The organism is Pseudoalteromonas sp. 0303, assembly GCF_013349995.1.
In the GTDB taxonomy this organism is placed as follows: Bacteria; Pseudomonadota; Gammaproteobacteria; order Enterobacterales; family Alteromonadaceae; genus Pseudoalteromonas.
Window position 1 is genome coordinate 333429 of the sequence record NZ_JABVXF010000001.1, and the last position, 23708, is coordinate 357136.

The following is a 23708-nucleotide window of genomic DNA, read 5'->3' on the forward strand; positions in this document are numbered from 1 at the left end:
GGTGTTTGTAGGTACATTACAAGGAATGACTATGAATTTTACAGCCGCTTACCGCATTTTTACTGCTTTATTTATGCTGATAGTAACCATAGGCTTAGGCATGGCGCTCAATGATTTTACCTCGTTAGTCTACGTGTTCGTGCCGTTATTACTGATGCTGGGTACGTCATTTATGCCGTTTTTTAAACAGCGAAAATTGCGTTTAATACTGTTTGCAGCCCCAGTCGTTATCCTTTACTGCTTTGGCTTTTACCCTTGGCTTACAAATTACCAAGAAGTCGCTGTTTCTTCATCTACCTCAACCCTCGATTTTATCATCATCCCAGTTTGGGCTACCTTATACGGGGCTGGTTTTGTGGTATTGTATGAAATAGCGCTGGGTGTTGCTAGGGCGTTTGATTGGGGGAAGTGAATTCAACACATCAACCAACGTAAGGTGTTGCGTTTAGATGTAACGGGTTTAATGGAAGAGTGTAGGGAGGCATTACTAGCATGCAAAAGCAGGAGATAAATTTATATGATATCTTTGTTAATTAAATTCTGGACCTGTTGATTGTGATTACAAAAGAACAAAAAGTCATATACGACATGTATCGAACTGTTTTAAATAAGCTTTTTATTTTTTCCTTGGGCTGTTTCTAAAACAGTGTAACCAACAGCTTTGTAACCGTTAGATCGCTTTTTCCACATTCGTTGAAGCATTGGTAAATCATCTACAAAATCATATACAGTTACTTCTAATTTTCCTGGATGATGTCTTTGGATACGGCCAGCATATTGCGCAACCGTTCCCTTCCATGAAACAGGTAAGGCGAGAAAAAGAGAGTCTAAATATGGTAAATCAAAACCTTCGCCAACATATTTCCCTGTAGCGATGACGACGGTCTTGTTCGGTAAACCTGCTTGCATATCAGCAATTCGCTGCTTACGAATTTTTGCAGTTACACCGCCGTGTAGCTCAATGGCTGAGATACCTTTTGCTTTCAATAATTTCGATAGAATACTGATATGTTCTTTGCGCTCACTAAGTACTAAACACTTTCTATCCAGTTGAACCGCTTCAGATATTTTGTTCGCAATAAGAAGACTACGTTCTTCATGATCTTGCAAGTACTGATAGACATGTGTGATCTTGATTGCCTCAGAACCATCTAACCAGGTTTTAGGAAAAGACGTACCCGTATCACATCGATATGCCATTTGTGAAAATTTCACACTATCTGGTTTTGATTCAAATAGCACATCTCCTAATTGAAAGTACATAAGCTTCTCTAAGCCATCTTGGCGCTTAGGCGTTGCTGTGAATCCAAGGATATATTTTGGTAATACGTTCTTTAGTAATGTCTCGTAGTTTGATGCAGGAATATGATGGCACTCATCAACAATGATTTGGCCGTATTGATAAACTTTCTCATTAATATCGACGCCATTCCGACCGATAAGGCTTTGATAAGTAGCGACATCCAATAACCCAGTGAGTTTATCTTTACCACCGAGTAAAGAGCCCATCTGAAATTCATTTAGGAAAATTTTACACCGTTCTATCCATTGTTCTGCAAGCGCTTTGTTATGAACCAAGACTAATGTGTTAACTTCACGCTTGGCAGCTAATGCCAAAGCAACAACAGTTTTTCCAAACCCGGTATTTGCAATAACCAACCCTGTTTCATTTGCCATTAACGCTTTTAATGCTTTAGTTTGCTGAGAACGGAGCACACCCGTAAATTTGACCTCTGACAAAGATTGACCGTTCTGCCGTTTATCCTGATAAGAAACAGAGCACTCTTGTTTATCCAGTAAGTTTTCAACCTGAGATTGCAATCCACGAGGTAGTTGTAAATAGCCCGATTCAATATGCGCTGCACACAAATATCGCGGGACACCAATGGTTGAAAAGCGCATTGCTTGGCGTTTAAAAAATTCAGGATTACCAAATACGGCTAGCTTTTTGAGACTTGCGATCAGTTGGCTGGGAAGTGGATCGGTAGCGATGTATAGCTTGTCAGCCAGTATTATTTCTATTGAGTCAGGGCAATTTTGTATTTTCGTTGAAATAGAAGGCGATTGTTTTTCCCAGGGTTTACTGCCTAGCTCTTGTGGTTCAATGGTTATGTATTCTTTTAGTCGTTCAAGCAATTTGAGTATGACATCCGCAGTAATTTTGGTTGTACTTGCTAAAGCTTGCCATTGATCACCAATTACTTCGCCATTGTTGTCGATAAATGAGGCATTACCTAACATGCGTGGTTGCTTTTGCAAAGGAAGTGCGATGAGGTTACCTAAGCCACCTTCAGGTAATTCATCTTGGTTGGGAAACATTCGATCAAAACAATCAAAATTAAGAGTCGGATAATTATCCATGGTCAGATTAAGCAGGGCTGTACCTAACTGTCGAGCAGTTTTAGCATTTGTTGCTGTATCGAAGAACAGCCAAAGATGTCCACCGTGACCACTTCGAGACTTTTCAACCAAATTCGGAATGTGTAACGAATCACATACTTGACGTAAGGCGGTTATCGCTTCAAACCAATCAGCTTTATCGAAATCAAAAGCTAGAAAATAGCATTGATTTTGCTCAGTTAAAGGATAGATACCAATTGTTCGTTGTCCACGTAGATGCGCGTTTATGGCATTTTCATCTAATGGATGAAAAGCTTGATGATGACATTCAGTACAGGCAATTTTAGGTTTGTTGCAGACTCCAGCTTTCCATTCGTTGGCACATGATGGAGAGTAGCCCGATTTACCTTGTTTTGATTCCCAACGAAACGGATAGATATTATTCCGACCTCGAAAGTAGTTTTGAAATAAGGCAAGCTTAGCTCTCGGATCAGCGTATTGGTTAAAGTAGTGGGCCTGTTCAGCTGTCAATTGCTGGCTCAGTAGACGGCTTTCCTCAAGCAACGCCGCTTTACGAGTTTCAATCTCTTCCAGTTCAGCTTTAATATTTGCAAGGCGCTGCTCTGGGGGGCTCATGACATTGACCTTTTTATATTCTTCACTAAATTAGGCCGCTAGCTCGGTAATTATAAGCCATGATTTCCCTTCGTTATTCATCAAATAACGATTCAGCCCCAATCAACGGGATAAGCCGTAGCAAAACATCTTCCATTACACCATTTTCAGCAGTGGTAATTTTCTTAGCACTGCGGTCTTTCCATGAAAGAGTTTGGATCAAACTTGAAGCTACAACACTTGGTTTATCAAGGTTATTTACTGGCACTTCGGTAGCTTGACCTCGAATGCTGGTACTAATAGGGCAGCAAATTAACAACCCCGTTTGTTGATTGTATTCTTTACTTGAAAGGACTAATGCAGGGCGATACTTCCCGATCTCCTTACCTTTCACTGGCTCAAAATCTAGCCAAATAATTTCATTGCGTCTAGGTATATACTGAGCCATTACTCACCCAACTCTTTACCCGATACTAACGCCAACTCATCAGCATGAGCTGTATGTGCATCTAAACCATTTAATAGCTCTCGTTCACTGAACGGAAAGCGCTTCTTTTGACGTTTAATTGGTTCAATAATAATTTTCTTTCCATCGGCTTTAACCTCAATGTCAGCCCCTTCAACCAAGCCGAGTTGTTTAATGAAAGCGGCAGGGATTATATTGCCGAGACTGTTGCCGATTTTTCGTACTTGAGTGCGCATATTACACCTCGTAAGTATGTACATTGTTATAACATGATTAATTGTACGCCGCCTAACGGCAGTGTCAACTTTGTTATAACTAACCAGCCTGCTTAACTCCCTTACGAACTAAGTTAATACTTAAATCATAGCAGCTAAGGGGGAGGGCATGACAGTCGATGCAAACTCAATAAACATACTTTTCATTGTTATTCTGAAAATTGGAGGCGCGTTCGTACAGAATAAATATTTCTATCTGATACATGTTCAAAATTATGGAAAAACCAACAAGACCGATTAACGCTTATGAATCTTAGGTCAAAAACCCAATGTCTAGCTTAAATTAGGTGGATAAACAGATAGTTTGAGTAGACTTTGATTTGGAAATAACATTAAGTTAAATTGACAGTTAAGTATAAGGAAAAACAGTACACTAAGGATAATTTTGAATAAATTCATAATTTTTCTCTTTTACCTTGGTTAATCCCTTATGAATCTGACTTACATTGGATGATTTTATTTGCGGGGTTATTCTTACTTATTCCATTTTATTTTGTATCATGGTGGTCTGAATTTTTAGTTTCAAAGAAAATGCTAGCAGATACAGGAATTAGTAAAAATAACATTAAGATAAAAGTAAGGAATGCAAACCTAATCACATATAGTTTGTTGGCGTTTTGGCCAATTGGCTGGTATGTAGTTGGCTACGTATTAAAGTAACAGGCAATTCATGAAAGTCTAAAATTAATAAATCATTTATACATTCAGAAATAGTAATTTCTTACAGAGCAGTTGAACACTCATTTTGATTAAGTCATTACCAATGATATTCAGCGTCTAACTTACTTAAACCAAATCGTATAGTTATCTAATTTGAGCTTGCAGGGCATCAACGTGGCTTTCGTGATAACAAACAGTTTGCTGTAGAAATAAATCATAGTTAATGAACTTAAAGCCATAACGGTTACAGGCAGTGAAACCAAAATTGCTTTTATATTTTTGGGAAGCCATACAAGAAAGGTATTTCAAATTATTGGAATGAAGTAAGTTTGGTGAAAACTTACAAAGTAAAAATGAGAACTGCATAGAAAGCTATAAATTTGTGAAAACCCAAATTAAGCAAAAAAGGGCTAAAAAACCTTAAAATCTAACGACTAATTAACCTACTAATAAAGATAAATAGCTATTTAACATAATATAAATTATAGGAAGTAATGCATCTATACATAGCTATACCTATTCTCTGTGTAAGTTAAGTCCAATACTAGACGGTATCGGACATTACAGTGGTGTTTTATCATATTATTCATTTTATTAGTGCTTGTTTCTTGAGCTTAGTTATCTCATGACTTATATTAAAACTATCAACTTGAGATGTAACGATAAGATGTAAACGATATGGAATTTGTGAAGCCGTTAGAACCTATTCTGATAATCGATGATATGCAAGATATCCGCGACTATCTAAATCAAATTTTAACTGGTCTTGGTTTTGACGATATTTTAGAAAGTCGAGATTTTGAATCAGCTAAAACCGTAATTGAAGAAAAGTCGCCTAACGTAATCTTTCTTGATATTGAACTACCTAACACTGACGGTACGGAAATTCTTGAATACTTAAATGACCGCCATCCTCATACTCATGTTGTTATGTGCTCTGGCCATAATAGTCTTGAGAATGTGCAAAACACCTGGGAATTAGGTGCTAAAGGTTTTATCGCCAAACCATTCAACGCAAAAAAAGTCGACTCTGTTATGAAACGTCTAGAATTGATGGAAACCATAACAAATTAAGTAGTTTATGAACTCGACAATCCAACTCATTATAGATGACCTATCAACGGTCATTTTTGGTAAGCAACAACAAATCAAACTCGCCCTTACGTGTTTATTTAGTGAAGGCCACCTGTTAATTGAAGATTTACCAGGCATGGGAAAAACCACTTTATCTCATGCACTTGCCGCAGTTCTTGGCTTGTCATATCAACGCATTCAATTCACTAGCGATTTATTACCTTCTGACATTCTTGGTACTAATATCTTTGATGCTAAAGAACATAGTTTTTCATTTCATCAAGGTCCTGTATTCAGCCAAGTTGTATTAGGAGATGAAATTAATCGTGCAGGCCCTAAAACACAAAGTTCACTGTTAGAAGCAATGGAAGAAAAACAAGTGACGGTAGATTCGGTTAAACACGCCCTACCATCACCATTTTTTGTGATTGCTACGCAAAATCCAGTGCATCAATCTGGTACTTATCCGTTACCAGAGTCACAATTAGACCGCTTTTTCATGCGTATTAGTTTAGGCTTTCCTGATAAACAAGCTGAGAAAAACCTCATTTTAGGCCTAAACAATCGTAATTATGACGACTTGCCTGTTCGTATTAATCCTGAGCAACTTGCTGTTATTCAAAAAGAAATTAATAAAGTAACGATAAGCAACTCGGTGGTTGATTATATCCTTGAGCTAGTTGCGTTTACTCGCCAAGATAACCATTTTGCAAACCCATTATCACCAAGAGCCAGTATTGCGCTTGCCCGCGCTGCTAAATCATGGGCGTATATTGAAGGTCGTGATTTTGTAATGCCTGAAGATGTACAAGCTGTTTTTCCTAGCGTGACTGATCACAGGCTTGGCTTAAACGCTGGTGACAGTGGCTATGCACTTAAACATGTGCCTGTAAGCTTATAAAACATGTTTAAGCGCCCCGCTTTTATTGATCAATTTCGTCAATCTATTTTTAATAAGCTATTAAAAAATAAGCATAAAACTAACGAAATTGAGCTTCAACATAAAACGATTTATGTATTACCCTCAAAACTTGGTGGGCAGTTTTTACTAATTGCATTACTGAACTTTGTGATGGGCATTAACTATCAAAACAACCTGATTTTAGCCATGGCGTATTTAATGGTGGTTGTTTTGGTGTTTGCGATACTCACCGGCTATAAAAATGTGAGAGGTTTGTCGGTTAAATACCAGTCAGTAAACGAAAGTTATGCGCCAAAAGCCCCTATTGCGCTTTTTCAAATTCAAGCACAATCATACTGTGAACTTATAAAACTGATTAATGACAACCTTGAATCTGAAACTGTGTCACTGCAAAGTAAAGAGAAAAAGACCGTTGAAATAGCGCTAAAATGCTGTGAACGTGGTGCATATGGCTTTGATAGAATAAAAATCATTAGCCACTTTCCATTTGGTTTAGTGTCTGTGTGGAGTTACATAGAACCAACCGAAACGGTGTATGTTTACCCACAGCCTATCGCCTCAGAAAAGCTTGATACTCAGCTCCAAGACAATGACGTATACGATGGCGATAACGCACAAGTTAAAGCGGGTAATGATAACTTTCATCAACTAACCCCTTTTGTGCAAGGAACAGCGCTTAATAAGGTATCGTGGAAACACTACGCTAAAACTCAGCAACTATTGACGAAAGAATTTACCAGTGACGCATCACAGGAATTAGCACTTAATTTCAATATGTTGAGCGGCAATAATGAGCATAGGTTAAGCCAATTATGTTTTTTGGTGAACCAATTAACCGACCAACACATGGCGTTTACGTTGACCTTACCCAATAAACACATTGCTAAAGGCCAAGGGATCAATCATCAAAAATCCTGCCTACAAGCATTAGCGGAGTTTTAATTATGAATACACCGCTCATTAATACCGTTTTATCACTGCTGTTTATTGTTACCAGTGGCTTTTTGTTTACTGAAGTACCTACTCCATTCTTAGCCATATTGGCTGGCCTTAGCTTTTTAAACCTGTTTTTAGGTAAGTTTTATAAAAAACTAAATGGGTTGGTGGCGAATATTTTGGCTGCGGTTTGCTTAGTTGCCTTATTTGTTCTGGTTGGTGTGAGCGATACGGTCAAGTTATTTGTATCCATGATGCTACTTGCTAGCAGTTTTAAATTGCTACAAGCGAAAACCGTTAAACAGTATCAAACTGTGTGTTTACTGGTGTTTTTTAACCTTTCAACCGTGTATTTGTTTCACCAAGGGCTATTTGAAACCTTGGTAGTCAGTGTACTTTATATTGTTAACTTCGCGGTACTTGGCTATTTAACAAGCCCGCAAAGCTTTAAGGCCGCTAACAAACAAAGTTTTAAAACCATACTACTAGCCTTACCCATAGCGGCATTTTTGATTTTATTTTTACCTAAAATTCCAGCGTTTTGGCAGCTACCGGGGCCAAAGCTCGCTAAAACGGGGTTATCAGAGCAAGTTAACCCCTTTTCTATTGCGAAATTAGCGGAATCTGATGACTTAGTTTTTCGGGTAGAACAACAGCCAGGGCAAACCTTACAAGCCCCCTATTACTGGCGCAGCCTTATTCATGATGAGTTTAATGGTAGTGAATGGCTAATATCGGACATTTTGAAATCTCAACAATTCAACCCAATTCGCCGTACAATTACTCAAAGTAATAGCGTTAATTATCAGGTTATTGCAGAGCCCTCATCTTCTAATTGGCTTTTTGCACTTGGCTTTGCCCAAAGTGCTAATTCTGATGTGCACTCAACCTACAATGGTTTGTTAAAGCGCAAAGGTAACTTAAACAAAAACATTAAATACGCGGTAACCAGTAGTGAGGCTATGCTGAGTCTAAATGACTTTGAAAAACGCTTATACACCCGCTTACCTAAAACAACTAATCCACAAACAACGGCACTGGCAAACCAGTTGGCTGCTGAGCATGAAAATGCGCAAGCTTACTTTAACGCGTTGCTTGATTACTTTAATCAGCAGCAGTTTGCTTACACATTAACGCCTACACCCATGTATGGTGATAATACGCTAGACCAGTTTGTGTTTGATACCAAACGTGGCTTTTGTGGTCACTATGCCAGCACCGCTGCATTTATGTTTCGTGTTGCCGGTTACCCCGCCCGTGTTGTGTCGGGTTATTTAGGTGGAGAACAAACTAAAGCCGCTACGCTGAACATTTACCAATATGATGCACATGCTTGGGTTGAGGTGTTCTTTGATGAAAAGTGGCACATATTTGATGCTACCGCTGTTGTTGCCCCGGAGCGTTTAAACGGTTCGTTATCACAACTGGGTGATTTAAACGAAAGCTTTAACGACAATCTTAACTTTGGTCTAAAGCGCTGGAGCCATTTTAAAGCAATAAACTGGCTTAGAATTCATCTTGAAGAACTCGACTATAAATGGACTAACTGGGTGCTTACGTTTGATCAAGAATCACAACAAAGTCTATTTGATTCACTGTTTGGTAATAAGTCAGCATGGCTAACACCTTTAATTGTGTTAGGTACATTATTACTGAGCTTTACTGGCTATTTCTTATATAACAAACGCCCTATTCGAAGTAGAGAGCCGCTGGTTGATGACATCACTAAGCTTTACCTGTGGGCAAAAAAGCAAGGCATTGAGCCAGTTGATACCAACACGCCACTGCAAAATATTGCTTTAATTAAACAGCAAAAGCCTAGAACAGAGGCATATTTAAGTGAGTTTGAGCAAATAATCATCGAAGTACGTTATCAACAGCAATCATATAACCAAAATCGCAAAAACCGCGTACGAGTTCTGTTAAACTCTCTCAAAACAGCCAAATAGAGAACAATATGAATGCAGTAATTGTCGGCGTTATGTTGATGCTGATCCTGACTCTTTGTCGAATTAATGTCATTGTGGCGATGACGGTAAGCGCAATTGTAGCGGGTTTGACCGCAGGCCTTGGTTTATCACAAACCGTTAATGCATTTAATGATGGCTTATCGGGCGGCGCTGAAATAGCACTGAGCTATGCGATGTTAGGTGCATTTGCGGTGGCTATTTCTAAGTCAGGTTTAACACGTATTTTAGCGTCTAAGTTACTAAAGCAAGTAAACGAGAATAGCCATAAAGGCGAAACGACACTTAGTTATCTTATATTGAGTATTATTTTGCTGTGTGCGATCTCGTCGCAAAATTTGATACCCGTACATATCGCTTTTATCCCAATTCTAATTCCGCCTCTACTTGTGGTGTTTAACAAGTTACGCCTTGATAGACGTGCCATTGCGTGTATCTTAACCTTCGGCTTGGCCACCTCTTACATGGTGCTACCTTATGGTTTTGGTGGCATTTACTTATACTCGATACTACACAAGAACCTCACTGAAAATGGCCTAGAGATTGTTAATACTCAAGTGCCGATGGCAATGATCATCCCAGCCATTGGGATGTTATTTGGTTTATTGGTTGCGGTGTTTATATCTTATCGAAAACGCCGTAGTTACGAGTCTCACAGCCTAACAGAGCAGCAGCAAGAGGTTGTAATTAAGCAGCCTAAAAAGGTGTTAGCAGTGGGAATTACCGCCGTACTTTGTTCATTAGTGGCACAAAATATTAGCGGCTCTATGATCCTAGGTGGTCTTGTTGGGGTAGCTATATTTACGTTATTTGGTGTTGTAAAACTTGAGCAAAACGGCGATGTATTTAGCAAAGGTATTGCTATGATGGCGATGATTGGCTTTATTATGATTTCTGCGCAAGGCTTTGCTTCGGTGATGAAAGCAACCGGTGATGTTGCTTCATTAGTTAGCTCTGCTGCAGGAATGATTGAAGGTAACAAACCCCTTGCCGCAGCATTAATTTTACTCGTTGGCTTATTGATCACCATGGGCATTGGTAGCTCGTTTTCGACAGTCCCAATTATAGCCACCCTGTTTGTACCACTTTGTATGGAATTAAACTTTTCGGTCATGGCCACAGCTGCACTGGTTGGCACTGCTGGTGCGCTAGGTGATGCAGGCTCCCCTGCCTCTGACTCAACACTTGGCCCAACATCTGGCCTAAATGCAGATGGTCAACACGACCATATTTGGGATTCAGTGGTACCTACTTTCATCCATTTTAATATTCCGCTACTTGTTGCTGGCTGGGTTGCGGCAATGGTTTTGTAAAGTCGTGTTTTTTATTGGTTCAAGGGTTTGCTCATGCTTAATTAATTGCTGGTAATAAACTACATGCATTTAGAATGCATCGCATTCCCTATGATAACTTATAGCTGTATATTTTGTTCTTTGCTGAGATATACTTATAACAAATATAGTATGATGTGTTCTTTATGTGTATTAAATTAAGCACCCGAAGGTACTTAATTTATTTAAAACTTTCTGTAAGTCTTATTCGAATCCGTTGATCATTTTGTCGCACACTACCGGAGTTGGTCTGTGATTATCATCAACAGCAACAAACGTAAAGCTGCCAGAAATAGCTAAGTGTTTATCGTCTTTGTGCATTGTTTCTAAGAAGATTTCAACATCTACTTTAAGGCTAGTGTTACCTACGTGTACAACTTTAGAAATAAGCTCTGCAAATGTACCAGCCGGAATGGCTTCTTTAAAATCTACACGGTCAGACGAAATCGTTACAAGTGGCTTACGGCAAAAACGTGTAGCAGCAATAAACGCTACTTCATCCATCCATGCCAACGCGTCACCGCCAAACAAAGTATTGTGGTGGTTAGTACGGCCAGGAAAAACTGTTTTTGTTACCGACGTTGTTGAGTCAGCAATACGCTTTGCAATAATAGCGTCACGATCGATTTGTTGTGTCATAGTCTCTACTTTTTATTAGCTAATGTGTCTTGCATCATTAGCGCAGGGTCAAGGCGTTCATTTTTCCAATTAAAACGCCAGTCTAAATGAGGGCCAGTTACGCGACCGGTCGCACCGATCTCGGCAATTTTATCGCCACGCTTAATTTCGTCCCCTACTTTTACATCTAACTTGCTTAAATGAATAAAAGTAGAGGTTACACCATGGCCATGGTCAAGAATCAAGGTACCACCAGAGTAATATAAGTCAGCATCAGCAAAAACAACTGTGCCGCTCACTGGTGCATACACTGGGCTACCCGTTTTATTAGCAATGTCTAAACCAAAGTGCGGGCGGCGAGGCTCACCATTAAAGTAACGCTGGCTACCATAAACACCTGAAATGCGCCCCGTTGCAGGTTTATAAACAGGGTCTAAAAAGTATCGTAAGTCAGAATTAACTTGCCTAGCTTTACGTACTGCTACAGCTTCACGGCTAATACGCTCAGATACTTCTTTAGGTGGCGAAACATATTTTTTTGCAACACCGGTGATTTTATCAATTTTGTAATCACGCTTAGTGATCACAATTGCTTGTTCGTGGCTTACACCAGCACTATCAACCCAAGAAAGGCTATGATTTGTCTTAGCATCACGGCCAAAGCCAAACACAAACTCACCATTTGTTGAAAGCTTAAGTGGCTCACCATTGAAGCTGACACTTTTAGCGCCTTCAATTTGGCCTGTTACTAAACCGCCTTGAGTTAAATGTCCTTTTAATTCAACAGCACTTGCAGTTAAAGAAAACAACCCTGCAAATGCTGCTATTAATAATCCTTTACGCATAACTGATTGACCCCTTGCCAACCCCTTCGTAAGCTGTAATTTTAACTTCTGAATCAGGGTATTGGTTTTTAACTTGTGAACTTAAGTAGTCTGCAATGCACTCAACCGTAGTATCGCAAGGTAAAATGTCGCAGCGTGATTTGTCTATCGCCATTTCAAAATAGCCCTGCTGTGATGTGTAAGCAAAGCACACATCGTTATCTTGTGCAGTTACATGCTTAAGGTCTGATTTATTGATTTCATCTTCAGCTGTTGCTAGATAAATGTCTTCCCATTTATCTGCCCACTCTTTTTGTAAGCGAGGCATAGCCATACCATCAAGGCTAATACCAATTTGTGAGCGATGACCATGAATAATACGCTGACAATTACCATCGTGCTTTTTAAGACCATGGCTGTAATGATAATAAAAACTTTGGCTATGCTCTGGGTATAAATTAATTTCAATCTTTTCGATGTTGCTAGGGAGCTCAGGCATAATAGTTTTAATTAAAAACTCGGTTACCGATTTTTCATCAATAACATCAGCATCGATTAGGCAATATGCTTGGTTAGGAGCGCTCATAGCTAAGTGATAATTATCACCAAAGTGACAATCTAGCACGCTGTGCTCAGCATGCTGTGTTAGTGAACCGTTTAGAGTGGCTGGCACAGCAAGTTTATGGTCGATACAGTTATCAATAATGCCCTTGATTTGCTTTTTAACTAAGCCAAAATCAAGCACCATCGACTCATCATTTAATTGACCGTGCAGAGTTAAATCCACAATCCAGCTCTCGCCAACTGCGCCGCGTTTATTACACAAGTAAGAAAAATCAATCACTGTCAGTGAGTTTACAAAAAGGATCATAAATTTCCTTTAGACTGGTTAAAGAATCACAGCAATTATAATGATTTTTACTTCACAATGCGCGGTTTTATCTCCCTTTATCAGCTACAGTTTAATTAAATGGTCATAAAACAAGCGAAAAATAGCAAATAATTAACTGCTCCGAGTTGTTTAGCGTACAAGTGTACGCTAAAGTACGGGGTAATTTCTAAGCGATGAATGAGAGTTATGGAACCTAAAAACAGCTATACAAAAGAAGAATTGGTCCTTTGCGGTCAAGGTGAAATGTTCGGTGAAGGCAACTGTCGTTTACCAAGTGACAACATGCTAATGATGGACCGCATTATCTCTATCACTGCTGATGGTGGTGAGCACGGTAAAGGTCAAATCGTTGCAGAACTAGATATCAATCCTGATCTTTGGTTCTTTGATTGTCACTTTAAAGGTGACCCAGTAATGCCTGGTTGTCTTGGTCTTGATGCTATGTGGCAATTAGTTGGTTTCTTCCTAGGTTGGTCTGGTGGTCCAGGTCTTGGTCGTGCACTTGGTGTAGGTGAAGTTAAATTCACAGGCCAAATCTTACCAACAGCTAAAAAAGTAACTTACCGTTTAGACATGAAGCGTGTTATTAAACGTAAATTATTCATGGGTATGGCTGATGGTACTGTAGAAGTAGATGGCCGCGTAATCTATGAAGCAAAAGATCTTAAAGTAGGCCTTTTCCAAGATACATCTGCGTTTTAATCTTTAATTTAAGATACAAAATAGCAGATACAAAAAAGCCCCTAAATGGGGCTTTTTTGCGTAAATAAGGTGCCTATATTAAGTTTTAAACATGTTTCGGTTTTCAATGGCTTCTCGCCAGCCACCTAACCACTCAGATTTAGGGTCGATTTGTTGATAAGGGCATTGTTCTTTGGAACGGCCTGCCAAGCCTGCTTTATAACCTTGAGAATGAGCTCTTTCTAAACGATCTCTTTTCTGTCTCTTCATAGGTAATATCCTCACCTTTTATATTTATAGATATGTAGCGAAATTGACATCTACATTTAATGAATAGTTAATAAAACTGTTAAATTCAAATAGCAAAAAGCAATTAAATAAATTGACAATAACTAACGTGCTGATGCTCAAATGAATTAACATTTTAAATGACTAAGTGGTCGTACCTCTTCAACTAAAACCATCTATTAATACACTTAAATTCAGCTAAAAACGATACAGCTCTTTTAGCTTCATTATTTGTGACCAAGCCAATTTCGGCAAAGTTCCCAATAAAATTGTAATCATGACAAGTTTATGATGATTACAATTTAGTCAATTTAATGCTTGCATATTAAAAACCGATCGGTCTAATATAGTCGTTATGGAAACAAATAACTCTGTGCCAAGCCGTCGTGGCAGGCCACCAAAAATAACACGTTCAAATGCAGATACCCGTGCCCTTTTAATTAATACGGGGCTAGCTGTATTAACCGAAAAAGGCTTTAGTGCAACCGGCATTGATTTGATATTAAAATCAGCTCAGGTACCTAAGGGCTCTTTTTATCATTACTTTAAAAGTAAGAATGATTTTGGCTTAGCACTCATTGATGCTTACGACAGCTATTTTCAGGCAAAGTTAAAACGCCACCTAAACAACGATGCAACAACCCCTCTTGAAAGGATTGTGCTATTTGCCAATGACGCCAAACAAGGCATGGCAAAGTTTGAGTTTAAACGCGGCTGCTTAATAGGTAATTTAAACCAAGAAATCAGTCACCTTGATGAGCCTATGATTGACCGCATAATACAGGCTTACGCCAACTGGCAAGCTTTAATCGAGCAATGCTTAGTTGATGCTAAGAAGCAAAAGCAAATTCCTCAATCATCAGATTGCAAAATGCTTGCTGAGTTCTTCTGGATTGGCTGGGAAGGCGCAGTGATGCGCTCTAAACTTGATAAATCAAGTGAACCGCTTACCCTTTATACAGCACAATTTTTACGCTTAATTTTATAAAGCCGTTTAAATACGGTTTTATTTCAACCATTAAAAGACGATCGGTCTAAAAGGAGTCAACATGACAACATCAGTAAAATCGGTAGTTATCAACAAAGATGATCAAGGCTACCGTGCCGAATACACAGACTTTCCTGTAGAGAGCATCCACCAGCAAGATGTAAATATTGATGTTGACTACAGCACATTGAATTACAAAGATGCCCTAGCCATTACAGGTAAAGGCCCTGTGGTAAGAACATTTCCTATGATCCCCGGGATAGACCTTGCAGGCACAGTAACAGACTCTAAAAGCGATGAATTTAAAGTAGGTGATAAAGTTCTGTTAAATGGCTTTGGTGTTGGTGAGAAATACCTAGGAGGTTTGAGTTCAAAAGCATCTATGAGTGCTGATTGGCTCATCCCCCTCCCTGCTAATTTAACACCAAAACAGGCTATGCAAATTGGTACTGCAGGTTATACGGCAATGCTGAGTATCATCGCATTAGAAAAACAAGGTATCACACCCCAAAGTGGCGAAATTCTTGTTACCGGTGCTAATGGCGGCGTGGGTAGTTTTGCTATTTACTTATTAAATAAACTAGGTTTTGATGTAGTTGCGACAACAGGACGAATGAACGAAGCAGATCACCTTGAAAAGCTTGGTGCAAAACGCGTTTTATCTCGCGAAGAATTCTCAGCACCTGGTAAACCACTGGCTAAAGAGCAATTCGCTGGCGCAATTGATTCTGTGGGTAGCCACACCCTTGCAAATGTGTGTGCATCAATTAAATATGGTGGTGTTGTAACAGCGTGTGGTTTAGCACAAGGTATGGACTTTCCAGCAACGGTAGCGCCGTTTATCCTTCGTGGCATTAGCCTAATGGGTATAGATAGTGTAATGCGCCCTAAAGCTGACCGAATTGAAGCGTGGCAACGTCTAAGTGAATTAGTAGAAGCTCAATACCTAGATGCTATTTCGCAAGAAATTCCACTTTCTGAAGCCGTTGCAAACGCAGAAGCCCTATTAAAAGGTGAAATTCGCGGCCGTGTAGTGGTCAATTGTAAAGAATAAGCTCGAATATAAACATTCTTAGCAAGTTAGCTATAAAACTAGGGTAAAGGCAATTATACTTACCCTAGTTTTGTAATACCGGACAGTCTAATGAGTAATAAAGAAATTTTCAGCAATAACCCACTGCAAGGTGTTGGTATCGAGCAAGTCGTTACAGAGCTTGTCGAGCAATATGGCTGGGAATTACTCCACGCCTATATGCGTTTGAACTGCTTTAAGAATAACCCAGATGTAAAATCTGCGGTTAAGTTTTTACGTAAAACCCAATGGGCACAAGAAAAAGTCGAAAACTTTTATTTGTATCGCCTTAAAAATTTACCACGCCCTGACGATGTAAACTATGAATTACCGCCGCGCGATCGTGTGATCCCTGCTGATCAAAAACCAGGTGAACCGTGTGAGTTAAGTTTTACCGACGCTAAACGCATCCACGCTAAAAAAGAAGCCAAGCAAAAAGCCCGAACCCGTAAGCAACGTTCAAGTGCGAGTAACCCTTGGGGTAATTAAGCTTTAAGCTGTTAGTTGAAATAAGCCGCCTGTTAGGGCGGTTTTTTATGTGAGTTAGCAAGTTAAGATTTGAAGGGCTATTTAAAGACGTCAATATTATTTTTATTAATTTAAGGGTAACGTGGTTATGTTAGACTGAATAAATCATCATTAATGTCATTAAAAAAGGATGTGTATGTCTAACTACAACGAATCACCTGAACAAATCGCAAATGCAACGCAAGATTTCGTGATGCAACAAACAATGTTGCGCATTAAAGATCCAAAGCCTTCTTTAGATTTCTACCAAAACGTTTTAGGCATGAAGTTACTGGGTAAATATGACTTCCCTAAAATGGAGTTTACGCTGTACTTTTTAGGTTATGAGCAAGACATGCCAACAGGCAGCGATAAAGAAAAAGCACAGTGGGTGTTTCGCCGCCCTGCTCTTGTCGAGCTTACACATAATTGGGGTACAGAAAATGACGACAGCTTTACAGGTTACCATAGTGGTAATGATGAACCAAAAGGCTTTGGTCATATCGGTATTAGCGTGCCAGACGTGTACGCAGCATGCGAGCGTTTTGCAAAATACGATGTTGAGTTTGTAAAAAAACCAGACGATGGCTCTATGAAAGGTCTAGCCTTTATAAAAGACCCAGATGGTTATTGGATAGAGATACTTTCTGCTGAAGGGATCACTGAGATAATTGAAGAGCATAAGTAAAAGCCAATTACCCACAAACCTGCTATTAAGCAGGTTTTTTATTTAATAAAATAGGAATCTTAAAATCTAACTTTTAAAAATTAGAAAAACCACTACTTTCATCATCACTTGATACTGTAACTGAAAGCTCTTCATCTATACTTTCAAAAACTAAAAAGTTAATTGGCTTACAGCAAACCTGGCAATCCTCAATATATTGCTGATTTAAGTCTGCTGGATCCAGTAAGATTTCTATTTGCTCACCACAATACGGACAAGTAATCTTTTTCTCTGTTAATTGATTCATCAGCCAGACTCCTTACTATTGTGATCACTTTTAGTGACTTTGTTTAAATACATTCAACATGTAGTTATTAGTTTCATCAAAAAGCTCATTCCACTTTGTATTGTTTGCAGCTCCTACAAGATTCCGCATTTTAATACATCTTAAAGTATCAATTTTGTCTTTCACACTAGCTGAAGCATCAGCCATAGGCAGAAGGCTCATATATCTAACACTCTTTTGGGATCTCTTGGATAAAACTCATCGGGCTGTTTAGTGCACAAATCAAATTCACGGGTATTTTTGTAAGGTAGCTTCATAAAGCCTGCCACACCAACATCTGTGATACTAACCGCATATTGCATGAGCTTACTTAATAAGCGTTTAAATTCAGGCTCTTTACTGGCATCAAGCAGTCGATAGTAATGATGTATTTTCATCCTATCAGGTAAGGCTTCAAAAATGATACAGCCTGTATGGTGTATTTGGTTGAGCTCAAATACACACTTTATAACCTTTTTCGGGAGTTGTAGTTGCTCATCCGGGTCTTTACCATCTTCAAAATAAGAGTGTGGTCTGGTTACGTCTGAGGCTTGGATATCCATTACTTCGTAATCAAGCTCAGGTAAATTCTCAAACTTAAACGCCCCTGTGCCATCACGCTCGAGCTGAATGGTTTTACGCGCATCAAACAAGCAACATTTAAAGAGACCTTTTTGTTCAATCCCCTGTGCTAACATCACCGTGTTGTTAATCGCATCGGTAAACGCAGTGCCAAGCGTTTCATCATGCAAAATAAGAGAAGACTCGACAAACAGTGAGTTTTCTTTCCAATGAAAACTCAAGCCTCCTACTACCGGGTATTTTGCTAATCGGCTAATAGAGGCTAAAAATGCTTTTTCTGTGTCGCCGGTATCAAATAAAAACTCTTTGTAGTATCTGTCGAGCTGGGCATCGTTTACATCAAGTAATTGTTGATTATGGTCAGCTTGTCTTAAAAATTGTTTACGTGAGCTATAAACTACTGTGTCTGGGTGTTCATCAAACTCACTAAACCAATAAGGAATATACGGTCGAATGACTTTACGGGGCAGCTCAGGGAGGTAAGCTTTAGCCATTGTAGGCATGTTTCGCATAAAATAATCACCAGCGCCATCTCTGGTTGCCTTATCTTTTGAAAGCATACCGTCGATAACCCGGGCAAGCTCCATAGGTAAATTCAGGCTTGTAGCCGGAATAACTGCCGCACCAAATCTACAAGATTGTGCAGAGGCCAATGCATAAAGGGTTGATGCGACACCTTGCTCATCAAAACGTGGCGATGACTGCCCGCCTGACATTTGCTCATCACCAATAAAATACACATCACCCATACGTGCATTAGTGGTGCTAATATCAGCAGACATAAGATCCATAAAATTGCTGGCGACCGGATTACCTTCAGCATCTATTTGCGCATAAACAGAGCTGCCCCAGTCTACCAATGACAATTTATTGGTTTGTTCATCATAAACGATGTTAGAGGGTTTAATATCGCCATGCACAATTGGCTGAGGGCTTAAGCCATTTTTGTGTTCACGTAAATCTAAAAGCACATTACGTAGCCTAAGAGCCAGCGCCATAACTTTTGCTGCGCTAAAACGCCCCTGTTTGATAGAGATTTTTTCTAAGTCTTCACCTAGAGCGCGCTCCATCATTAAAATGCCTTGCTTTTTAATGCGCTCAAAGGCATAAAATTTTGGCACCAATGGGTTATTAACTTGCGAGAGCATGTACGCTTCGTCTTCTAGACGATCACGTACACTTTGTGCAAGAGTTATCCGTGAAAACTTAAATACCCAAGGTAGGTTTTCATCATCAACACCGGCAAAAACAAATCCAAACGCACCAGAACCAATTAATTCAACGTCACTGTAACCAAGCAAGGTAAGTTGTTTAATACAAATGTTAAGCCATTGGCGGTGCTTTTTAGCATCATGGTGAGACAGTAAATAAACAGACTGTTCTTCATTGATATAAAAATTGCGGATTTGTTTGGGATTCACTGCATCTCTCAAAGTTAAGCGGCTTTTAACCGCTTAATTATTGAATGCTAAACAGTTAATTACAAGGCTTTTGCTCTTCGATGATCCAGCCTTGATCTTTCAGAACCAGTTCTGATACTGCAAAGGTTAAGCAAAAAAAGATAACCAACTCTAATAAGGTAAGAATATCAGCGGCAAAGCACCAGCCTAAAACCCCTGCAAATAAAAATGGGATTGCTTTTAAATACCAAGCAATTTGTCGGGTTTTACCATATGTGAGTTGATAACTGTGAACTAGCTCACCCTGACACTCTAATGTAATGGTAGAAGAAAACTTCTTGAATAAAGTCACTAAAATTGTTAATTGGCAGGCTTTACCATCAACATTAAACTCATGAACAGATTTAGTTTTAAAGTTACGTGATTCTGCTATTAATTCACCGTCTACTTTCAGAACTTCTTTACCTGAGTAAGCAGAACCCCAGTATTCAATTAAATGTTCACCCAGTTTGAAGTTGGCTTTAATTCCCTTGCTCATTGATACTGTAATACCATCAGTGTTCATAAAAAATCTCCTTATCATTATGAAGTTAAAATACTTTAAAAATAAAAAAACGGCAAGCTAGGCTTACCGTTTTGGTACTTTCAATAGGTAAAGGGTTACCTTATGAAATTAAAGGCGGATACCGCCATCAATTTCAACAACACGACCTGTAAAGAAGTCATTCTCTACAATGTATTGTGCTGTTTGAGCAATTTCATCTGCTTCACCAAAACGACCCACTGGCGTTACCGCCATCATGCGTTGTTGTGCTTCTGGTTTCATTGCATCTGTCATTGCTGTGCGAATAACACCTGGTGCAATTGCACCAACACGGATACCAAAGCGACCTAATTCTTTCGCCCAACCCGTTGTCATCGCAACAACACCGGCTTTAGACGCAGCATAGTTTGTTTGGCCAATGTTACCAGCACGGGCAACACTCGACATATTAACAATTACACCGCCTTTGCCAGACTCAATCATGTGGCTCGCAGCTTCGCGACCTGCTAAGAATACTCCGGTTAGGTTCACATCAATCACAGATTGAAATTGAGCCAACGACATTTTATCTACCACTTTGCCTTCTTTTGCTTTGATAAACATACCATCGCGTAAGATACCTGCGTTATTAATTAACACGCCGATATGGCCAAAGTCTTTATTGATAGTGTTGAACGTTGCTACCACAGCGTCTTCATCTGTAACATTAGCAGCATACGCCATAACTTTTGTGCCATATTTAGCAAGCGCTGATACTGCAGTATCAAGTACGTCTTGTTGCATATCGATAAGAGCGATGTTCGCACCAAGGGATGCAAATTTTTCGGCCATTGCAAAGCCTAAACCTTGCGCACCACCGGTAATTACGATGTTGTTGTTTTTAATTTCCACAACAATCTCCTACTTCGAGAATAATTTAAAAATAGCGCTAAAATCATCACAACCCGCACCTTGATGCTGAAGCATAGTGTATAGATTCTTCGCCATTGACCCCATTGGGGTAGATGAATTACTTTGCTGAGCCGCTTCCATAGCAAGACCTAAGTCTTTCGCCATTAAATCAACCATAAAGCCCGGTTTATAATCATTACTTGCTGGCGCCGTATCCATTACACCAGGACATGGGTTATAAAGCTCAAGTGTCCAGTTACGGCCAGAGCTTGCAGTCATGATGTCACTTAACACTTTTGGATCGAGCCCGTTGTTAATGCCCATTTGTAGTGCTTCGCTAGTACCAGCCATTAAAATGCTTAGCAGCATGTTGTTACAGATTTTTGCGACTTGGCCTGCACCAATATCACCAGCATGGAAGATATTTTTACCCATATCCACTAAAGCCAGCTTGGCTTTTTCAAAGTGAGTTTGCTCACCACCGACGATAAAGGTTAAAGTGCCCGCTGTTGCTCCTGCAACACCACCTGATACCGGCGCATCAACAAAATCAATGCCTTTTTGAGCAAGTTCACTACCCACTTGACGCGCTGATTCTGCATCAATGGTTGAGCAGTCAATCACTAAAGTTTTGCTATCAAGTAAGTTGATAAGGCCTGTTTCGCCTAAATAAAGAGACTTAACGTGTTTGCTTGCTGGTAGCATACTGATAAAAATATCTGCGCCAATGGCACACTCAGCTGCATCGGTAGCAGCAATTGCACCTTTATCGGCAAGCTCACTGACCGCTACTTTATTTAAGTCAAACACACGAACTGTATGACCTGCACTGACAAGGTTTGCCGCCATTGGGCCACCCATGTTGCCTAAACCAATAAATCCTATTGTTAATTTAGCCATTTGTTTACCCCTTGGACTTAAGATGACGTTAATGAGTTTAGTGGGTGAGATTGCTCATCCCAGCGTGCTGTAAAGAAGCTATCTACAACTGCTTCGTCGATATCACTAAGCGATTTAAACTGCCAGTTAGGTGCACCGTCTTTGTCGATTAATAGCGCACGAACCCCTTCTTGAAACTCGCCTACTTCGCCACAGCGTACAGACATACCTAGCTCCATTTTGAAGCAATCTGCTAACGTCATCTCTTTTGAATTAGCTAATTGACGTTCAACCAGCGCACAACTAAGCGGACAACCATGCGATAATGATTTTTGCGCACGATTAAGCCATTTATCTTCTGTTTCTAAAGCTTGAATGTAGTCAATTTTTCCCTGCAATGAATCAAACTCAGCCAGCTTTTGAATAACCTCAAGGTTATCTTTTACATTGCCTTTAGGAACACGGCCTGAAATATTATCAATCGAGATTAGAATGTTTGTCAGCTTTTCGTGGTTTAATGAGGCTGTTTTGCCCCATTTTTCAGCGGTGATAGCCGTTAAAATAGCGTCATATTTATCTGCTGTTGCATAGTGATCAGCAAGATTAACAAACAAGGCATCTTCAGCATTGATAGACGCCGCAGTTAACCCTAAGAATAGACCCACTTGCTCAGGCATTTTATGTAAGAAGTAACTGCCGCCCACATCTGGGTATAAACCAATGGTTAGCTCAGGCATTGCAATACGTGATGTTTCGGTTACCACACGGTGACTTGCACCAGCCATTAAGCCAAGACCGCCCCCCATAACAATGCCATTACCCCAAAGTAATATTGGCTTTTCATAGCAGTGAATTAGGTAGTCTAATTTGTACTCAAGGGTAAAAAAGTCTTCAATGTAGTTAGCAGGCTCACCTGTGCTCATTGCTTTATGCAGGCTTACTACATCCCCACCGGCACAAAATGCTTTTTCGCCAGCCCCTTTTAGAACGACCATGGCAACGGCGTCATCGTCAGCCCATTTTCTAAGCTGCGGCTCAAGCAATTGGATCATGTCGTAATTTAAGGCATTTAACGACTTAGGCGCATTGAGTGTCGCAATTGCAATGAGGCCGCTCTCGGCCTCTGCAGTTTCAAACACCACAGGCGCATCTTGATGATTTAGTAGTGTTGCGTTAGTCATTAGCCATTTACCCAATTTGCTTTACGCTTTTCTAAGAATGCATTCACGCCTTCTTTTTGGTCTTGCGTATCAAATAATTGTACAAATAACTCACGCTCTAATGGCAATGCATGAGCCATAGGTTGTGTGCGACCTTTTTGAATAAGCTCTTTACATGCAGTCACAGCAACCGGGCTTTGTTCGCCAACTTGGTTAGCAAGTTTCATTGCCGCAGCTAAACTTTCGCCAGTGCCAACCACTTCTTCAACAAGACCAATTTCACGTGCTTTGTCTGCTTTTAAGCGCTCACCACATAAGATCATGCGTTTTGCCCAGCCCTCACCAACAAGCCATGCAAGGTTTTGCGTACCGCCAGCACAAGGCAGTAAGCCAACTTTCGCTTCAGGAAGTGCCATTTGAGCTTGCTCTTCAGCTATACGAATATCACAAGCAAGAGCCACTTCAAGACCACCGCCCATGGCATAACCATTAATAGCCGCGATTGATACACCACGGAAATTGGTTAATGCTTCAAATGCATCACCAAACACTTTTGACATAGTGGCAGCAACGCCTTTATCACCACTAGCAAACACGTTTAAATCGGCACCTGCACTAAAGAACTTTTCACCTTGCCCTGTGATCACTAATGCATAGACATTTTTGTTAGCATTTAGCTCAGTTACAGTCTCTTTTAATGCAGTTAATGTATCTTGTGTCCAGGTATTCGCTGGCGGGTTATTCATGGTTAAAACCGCTACGTTACCTTCAATATTTAAATCAATCGATGGATTAGACATAGGT

At 39.8% G+C, this 23708-nt stretch carries 25 protein-coding genes; 11 read left to right on the plus strand and 14 right to left on the minus strand.

Translation table 11 applies throughout. The features are described from left to right. The first annotated feature begins 31 nt into the window (after nucleotides 1-31). Complete coding sequence (locus tag HUS62_RS01570) at nucleotides 32-412, plus strand: hypothetical protein (RefSeq protein ID WP_175078319.1); 381 nt, start codon at nucleotides 32-34, stop codon at nucleotides 410-412. Nucleotides 413-603: 191 nt separating this feature from the next. On the opposite strand, the gene HUS62_RS01575 is transcribed toward HUS62_RS01570, so the two are convergent. From HUS62_RS01575 to HUS62_RS01585, 3 genes are all read right to left on the minus strand, one after another. Then, the gene (locus HUS62_RS01575) at nucleotides 604-2976 is read right to left on the minus strand and encodes a TOTE conflict system archaeo-eukaryotic primase domain-containing protein (protein WP_175078320.1); all 2373 of its coding nucleotides are present in this window, start codon (nucleotides 2974-2976) and stop codon (nucleotides 604-606) included. A gap of 73 nt (nucleotides 2977-3049) precedes the next feature. Beyond that, nucleotides 3050-3403 (minus strand): type II toxin-antitoxin system PemK/MazF family toxin, encoded by a 354-nt coding sequence (locus HUS62_RS01580; RefSeq protein ID WP_175078321.1) that lies wholly within the window; start codon nucleotides 3401-3403, stop codon nucleotides 3050-3052. Continuing rightward, nucleotides 3403-3657 carry an AbrB/MazE/SpoVT family DNA-binding domain-containing protein gene (locus HUS62_RS01585; RefSeq protein ID WP_175078322.1) on the minus strand — a complete coding sequence of 85 codons (255 nt, stop codon included), beginning with the start codon at nucleotides 3655-3657 and terminating at the stop codon, nucleotides 3403-3405. The genes HUS62_RS01580 and HUS62_RS01585 overlap by 1 nt, the downstream gene beginning before the upstream one ends. A gap of 1377 nt (nucleotides 3658-5034) precedes the next feature. On the opposite strand from HUS62_RS01585, the gene HUS62_RS01590 reads away from it, so the two are divergent. Genes HUS62_RS01590 through HUS62_RS01610 form a run of 5 tightly spaced genes read left to right on the plus strand, consistent with a single transcriptional unit; the run spans nucleotide 5035 to nucleotide 10568 of the window. Beyond that, entirely contained in the window at nucleotides 5035-5430 is a 396-nt protein-coding gene (locus tag HUS62_RS01590) for a response regulator (RefSeq protein ID WP_054553848.1), read from the plus strand. A gap of 7 nt (nucleotides 5431-5437) precedes the next feature. Then, the gene (locus HUS62_RS01595; RefSeq protein ID WP_175078323.1) at nucleotides 5438-6331 is read left to right on the plus strand and encodes a MoxR family ATPase; all 894 of its coding nucleotides are present in this window, start codon (nucleotides 5438-5440) and stop codon (nucleotides 6329-6331) included. Between the two features lie 3 nt (nucleotides 6332-6334). Then, nucleotides 6335-7294: a DUF58 domain-containing protein gene (locus HUS62_RS01600; protein WP_175078324.1), complete on the plus strand. Its 960-nt coding sequence runs from the start codon at nucleotides 6335-6337 to the stop codon at nucleotides 7292-7294. Nucleotides 7295-7296: 2 nt separating this feature from the next. After that, a complete protein-coding gene (locus HUS62_RS01605; protein WP_175078325.1) occupies nucleotides 7297-9237 on the plus strand; it encodes a DUF3488 and transglutaminase-like domain-containing protein in 1941 nt (646 codons plus the stop codon). 8 nt (nucleotides 9238-9245) lie between these two features. Then, nucleotides 9246-10568, plus strand: coding sequence for a Na+/H+ antiporter family protein (locus HUS62_RS01610; RefSeq protein WP_175078326.1), 1323 nt, complete (start codon nucleotides 9246-9248; stop codon nucleotides 10566-10568). Nucleotides 10569-10790: 222 nt separating this feature from the next. Here the strand turns inward: HUS62_RS01610 and HUS62_RS01615 are convergent, their stop codons facing one another. The 3 genes from HUS62_RS01615 to HUS62_RS01625 are packed head-to-tail and all read right to left on the minus strand — an operon-like array spanning nucleotide 10791 to nucleotide 12899. Further along, on the minus strand, nucleotides 10791-11225 hold the full coding sequence (locus tag HUS62_RS01615) for an acyl-CoA thioesterase (RefSeq protein ID WP_054561502.1): 435 nt from the start codon (nucleotides 11223-11225) through the stop codon (nucleotides 10791-10793). Between the two features lie 5 nt (nucleotides 11226-11230). After that, complete coding sequence (locus HUS62_RS01620; RefSeq protein ID WP_175078327.1) at nucleotides 11231-12049, minus strand: M23 family metallopeptidase; 819 nt, start codon at nucleotides 12047-12049, stop codon at nucleotides 11231-11233. Further along, on the minus strand, nucleotides 12042-12899 hold the full coding sequence (locus tag HUS62_RS01625) for a 6-carboxytetrahydropterin synthase (protein ID WP_175078328.1): 858 nt from the start codon (nucleotides 12897-12899) through the stop codon (nucleotides 12042-12044). The genes HUS62_RS01620 and HUS62_RS01625 overlap by 8 nt, the downstream gene beginning before the upstream one ends. A gap of 207 nt (nucleotides 12900-13106) precedes the next feature. On the opposite strand from HUS62_RS01625, the gene fabA reads away from it, so the two are divergent. Next, nucleotides 13107-13622: a bifunctional 3-hydroxydecanoyl-ACP dehydratase/trans-2-decenoyl-ACP isomerase gene (gene fabA, locus HUS62_RS01630; RefSeq protein WP_054553819.1), complete on the plus strand. Its 516-nt coding sequence runs from the start codon at nucleotides 13107-13109 to the stop codon at nucleotides 13620-13622. A 78-nt stretch (nucleotides 13623-13700) separates the two neighbouring features. On the opposite strand, the gene rmf is transcribed toward fabA, so the two are convergent. After that, nucleotides 13701-13871, minus strand: a complete 171-nt coding sequence (gene rmf / locus HUS62_RS01635) for a ribosome modulation factor (RefSeq protein WP_036968408.1) — start codon at nucleotides 13869-13871, stop codon at nucleotides 13701-13703. Between the two features lie 373 nt (nucleotides 13872-14244). On the opposite strand from rmf, the gene HUS62_RS01640 reads away from it, so the two are divergent. From HUS62_RS01640 to gloA, 4 genes are all read left to right on the plus strand, one after another. Further along, nucleotides 14245-14877 (plus strand): TetR/AcrR family transcriptional regulator, encoded by a 633-nt coding sequence (locus HUS62_RS01640; protein WP_175078329.1) that lies wholly within the window; start codon nucleotides 14245-14247, stop codon nucleotides 14875-14877. 61 nt (nucleotides 14878-14938) lie between these two features. Then, on the plus strand, nucleotides 14939-15931 hold the full coding sequence (locus tag HUS62_RS01645) for an MDR family oxidoreductase (protein ID WP_175078330.1): 993 nt from the start codon (nucleotides 14939-14941) through the stop codon (nucleotides 15929-15931). A 90-nt stretch (nucleotides 15932-16021) separates the two neighbouring features. After that, nucleotides 16022-16438, plus strand: coding sequence for a VF530 family DNA-binding protein (locus HUS62_RS01650; RefSeq protein WP_055021352.1), 417 nt, complete (start codon nucleotides 16022-16024; stop codon nucleotides 16436-16438). Between the two features lie 175 nt (nucleotides 16439-16613). Then, the gene (gloA, locus tag HUS62_RS01655; RefSeq protein WP_175078331.1) at nucleotides 16614-17144 is read left to right on the plus strand and encodes a lactoylglutathione lyase; all 531 of its coding nucleotides are present in this window, start codon (nucleotides 16614-16616) and stop codon (nucleotides 17142-17144) included. Between the two features lie 73 nt (nucleotides 17145-17217). Here the strand turns inward: gloA and HUS62_RS01660 are convergent, their stop codons facing one another. The 7 genes from HUS62_RS01660 to HUS62_RS01690 all read right to left on the minus strand — a co-directional run bounded on the left by HUS62_RS01660 (nucleotide 17218) and on the right by HUS62_RS01690 (nucleotide 23704). Then, nucleotides 17218-17430 (minus strand): CPXCG motif-containing cysteine-rich protein, encoded by a 213-nt coding sequence (locus HUS62_RS01660; RefSeq protein ID WP_138557515.1) that lies wholly within the window; start codon nucleotides 17428-17430, stop codon nucleotides 17218-17220. A gap of 197 nt (nucleotides 17431-17627) precedes the next feature. Further along, complete coding sequence (locus tag HUS62_RS01665; protein ID WP_175078332.1) at nucleotides 17628-19451, minus strand: protein kinase domain-containing protein; 1824 nt, start codon at nucleotides 19449-19451, stop codon at nucleotides 17628-17630. A gap of 55 nt (nucleotides 19452-19506) precedes the next feature. Beyond that, the gene (locus HUS62_RS01670; protein ID WP_175078333.1) at nucleotides 19507-19995 is read right to left on the minus strand and encodes a hypothetical protein; all 489 of its coding nucleotides are present in this window, start codon (nucleotides 19993-19995) and stop codon (nucleotides 19507-19509) included. 108 nt (nucleotides 19996-20103) lie between these two features. Beyond that, nucleotides 20104-20865, minus strand: a complete 762-nt coding sequence (locus HUS62_RS01675) for an SDR family oxidoreductase (protein WP_175078334.1) — start codon at nucleotides 20863-20865, stop codon at nucleotides 20104-20106. A 9-nt stretch (nucleotides 20866-20874) separates the two neighbouring features. Beyond that, nucleotides 20875-21765 (minus strand): 3-hydroxyisobutyrate dehydrogenase, encoded by an 891-nt coding sequence (gene mmsB / locus HUS62_RS01680; protein ID WP_175078335.1) that lies wholly within the window; start codon nucleotides 21763-21765, stop codon nucleotides 20875-20877. Nucleotides 21766-21782: 17 nt separating this feature from the next. Beyond that, complete coding sequence (locus tag HUS62_RS01685) at nucleotides 21783-22925, minus strand: enoyl-CoA hydratase/isomerase family protein (protein ID WP_175078336.1); 1143 nt, start codon at nucleotides 22923-22925, stop codon at nucleotides 21783-21785. Continuing rightward, nucleotides 22925-23704: an enoyl-CoA hydratase gene (locus HUS62_RS01690; RefSeq protein ID WP_175078337.1), complete on the minus strand. Its 780-nt coding sequence runs from the start codon at nucleotides 23702-23704 to the stop codon at nucleotides 22925-22927. The genes HUS62_RS01685 and HUS62_RS01690 overlap by 1 nt, the downstream gene beginning before the upstream one ends. Between the last annotated feature and the right edge of the window lie 4 nt (nucleotides 23705-23708).

Bases quoted from the DNA above. Each gene is read 5' to 3' on its own strand.
- HUS62_RS01570 (WP_175078319.1), top strand. From the start codon at position 32: ATGAATTTTACAGCCGCTTACCGCATTTTTACTGCTTTATTTATGCTG.
- HUS62_RS01575 (WP_175078320.1), bottom strand. From the start codon at position 2,976: ATGAGCCCCCCAGAGCAGCGCCTTGCAAATATTAAAGCTGAACTGGAA.
- HUS62_RS01580 (WP_175078321.1), bottom strand. From the start codon at position 3,403: ATGGCTCAGTATATACCTAGACGCAATGAAATTATTTGGCTAGATTTT.
- HUS62_RS01585 (WP_175078322.1), bottom strand. From the start codon at position 3,657: ATGCGCACTCAAGTACGAAAAATCGGCAACAGTCTCGGCAATATAATC.
- HUS62_RS01590 (WP_054553848.1), top strand. From the start codon at position 5,035: ATGGAATTTGTGAAGCCGTTAGAACCTATTCTGATAATCGATGATATG.
- HUS62_RS01595 (WP_175078323.1), top strand. From the start codon at position 5,438: ATGAACTCGACAATCCAACTCATTATAGATGACCTATCAACGGTCATT.
- HUS62_RS01600 (WP_175078324.1), top strand. From the start codon at position 6,335: ATGTTTAAGCGCCCCGCTTTTATTGATCAATTTCGTCAATCTATTTTT.
- HUS62_RS01605 (WP_175078325.1), top strand. From the start codon at position 7,297: ATGAATACACCGCTCATTAATACCGTTTTATCACTGCTGTTTATTGTT.
- HUS62_RS01610 (WP_175078326.1), top strand. From the start codon at position 9,246: ATGAATGCAGTAATTGTCGGCGTTATGTTGATGCTGATCCTGACTCTT.
- HUS62_RS01615 (WP_054561502.1), bottom strand. From the start codon at position 11,225: ATGACACAACAAATCGATCGTGACGCTATTATTGCAAAGCGTATTGCT.
- HUS62_RS01620 (WP_175078327.1), bottom strand. From the start codon at position 12,049: ATGCGTAAAGGATTATTAATAGCAGCATTTGCAGGGTTGTTTTCTTTA.
- HUS62_RS01625 (WP_175078328.1), bottom strand. From the start codon at position 12,899: ATGATCCTTTTTGTAAACTCACTGACAGTGATTGATTTTTCTTACTTG.
- fabA (WP_054553819.1), top strand. From the start codon at position 13,107: ATGGAACCTAAAAACAGCTATACAAAAGAAGAATTGGTCCTTTGCGGT.
- rmf (WP_036968408.1), bottom strand. From the start codon at position 13,871: ATGAAGAGACAGAAAAGAGATCGTTTAGAAAGAGCTCATTCTCAAGGT.
- HUS62_RS01640 (WP_175078329.1), top strand. From the start codon at position 14,245: ATGGAAACAAATAACTCTGTGCCAAGCCGTCGTGGCAGGCCACCAAAA.
- HUS62_RS01645 (WP_175078330.1), top strand. From the start codon at position 14,939: ATGACAACATCAGTAAAATCGGTAGTTATCAACAAAGATGATCAAGGC.
- HUS62_RS01650 (WP_055021352.1), top strand. From the start codon at position 16,022: ATGAGTAATAAAGAAATTTTCAGCAATAACCCACTGCAAGGTGTTGGT.
- gloA (WP_175078331.1), top strand. From the start codon at position 16,614: ATGTCTAACTACAACGAATCACCTGAACAAATCGCAAATGCAACGCAA.
- HUS62_RS01660 (WP_138557515.1), bottom strand. From the start codon at position 17,430: ATGAATCAATTAACAGAGAAAAAGATTACTTGTCCGTATTGTGGTGAG.
- HUS62_RS01670 (WP_175078333.1), bottom strand. From the start codon at position 19,995: ATGAACACTGATGGTATTACAGTATCAATGAGCAAGGGAATTAAAGCC.
- mmsB (WP_175078335.1), bottom strand. From the start codon at position 21,765: ATGGCTAAATTAACAATAGGATTTATTGGTTTAGGCAACATGGGTGGC.
- HUS62_RS01685 (WP_175078336.1), bottom strand. From the start codon at position 22,925: ATGACTAACGCAACACTACTAAATCATCAAGATGCGCCTGTGGTGTTT.
- HUS62_RS01690 (WP_175078337.1), bottom strand. From the start codon at position 23,704: ATGTCTAATCCATCGATTGATTTAAATATTGAAGGTAACGTAGCGGTT.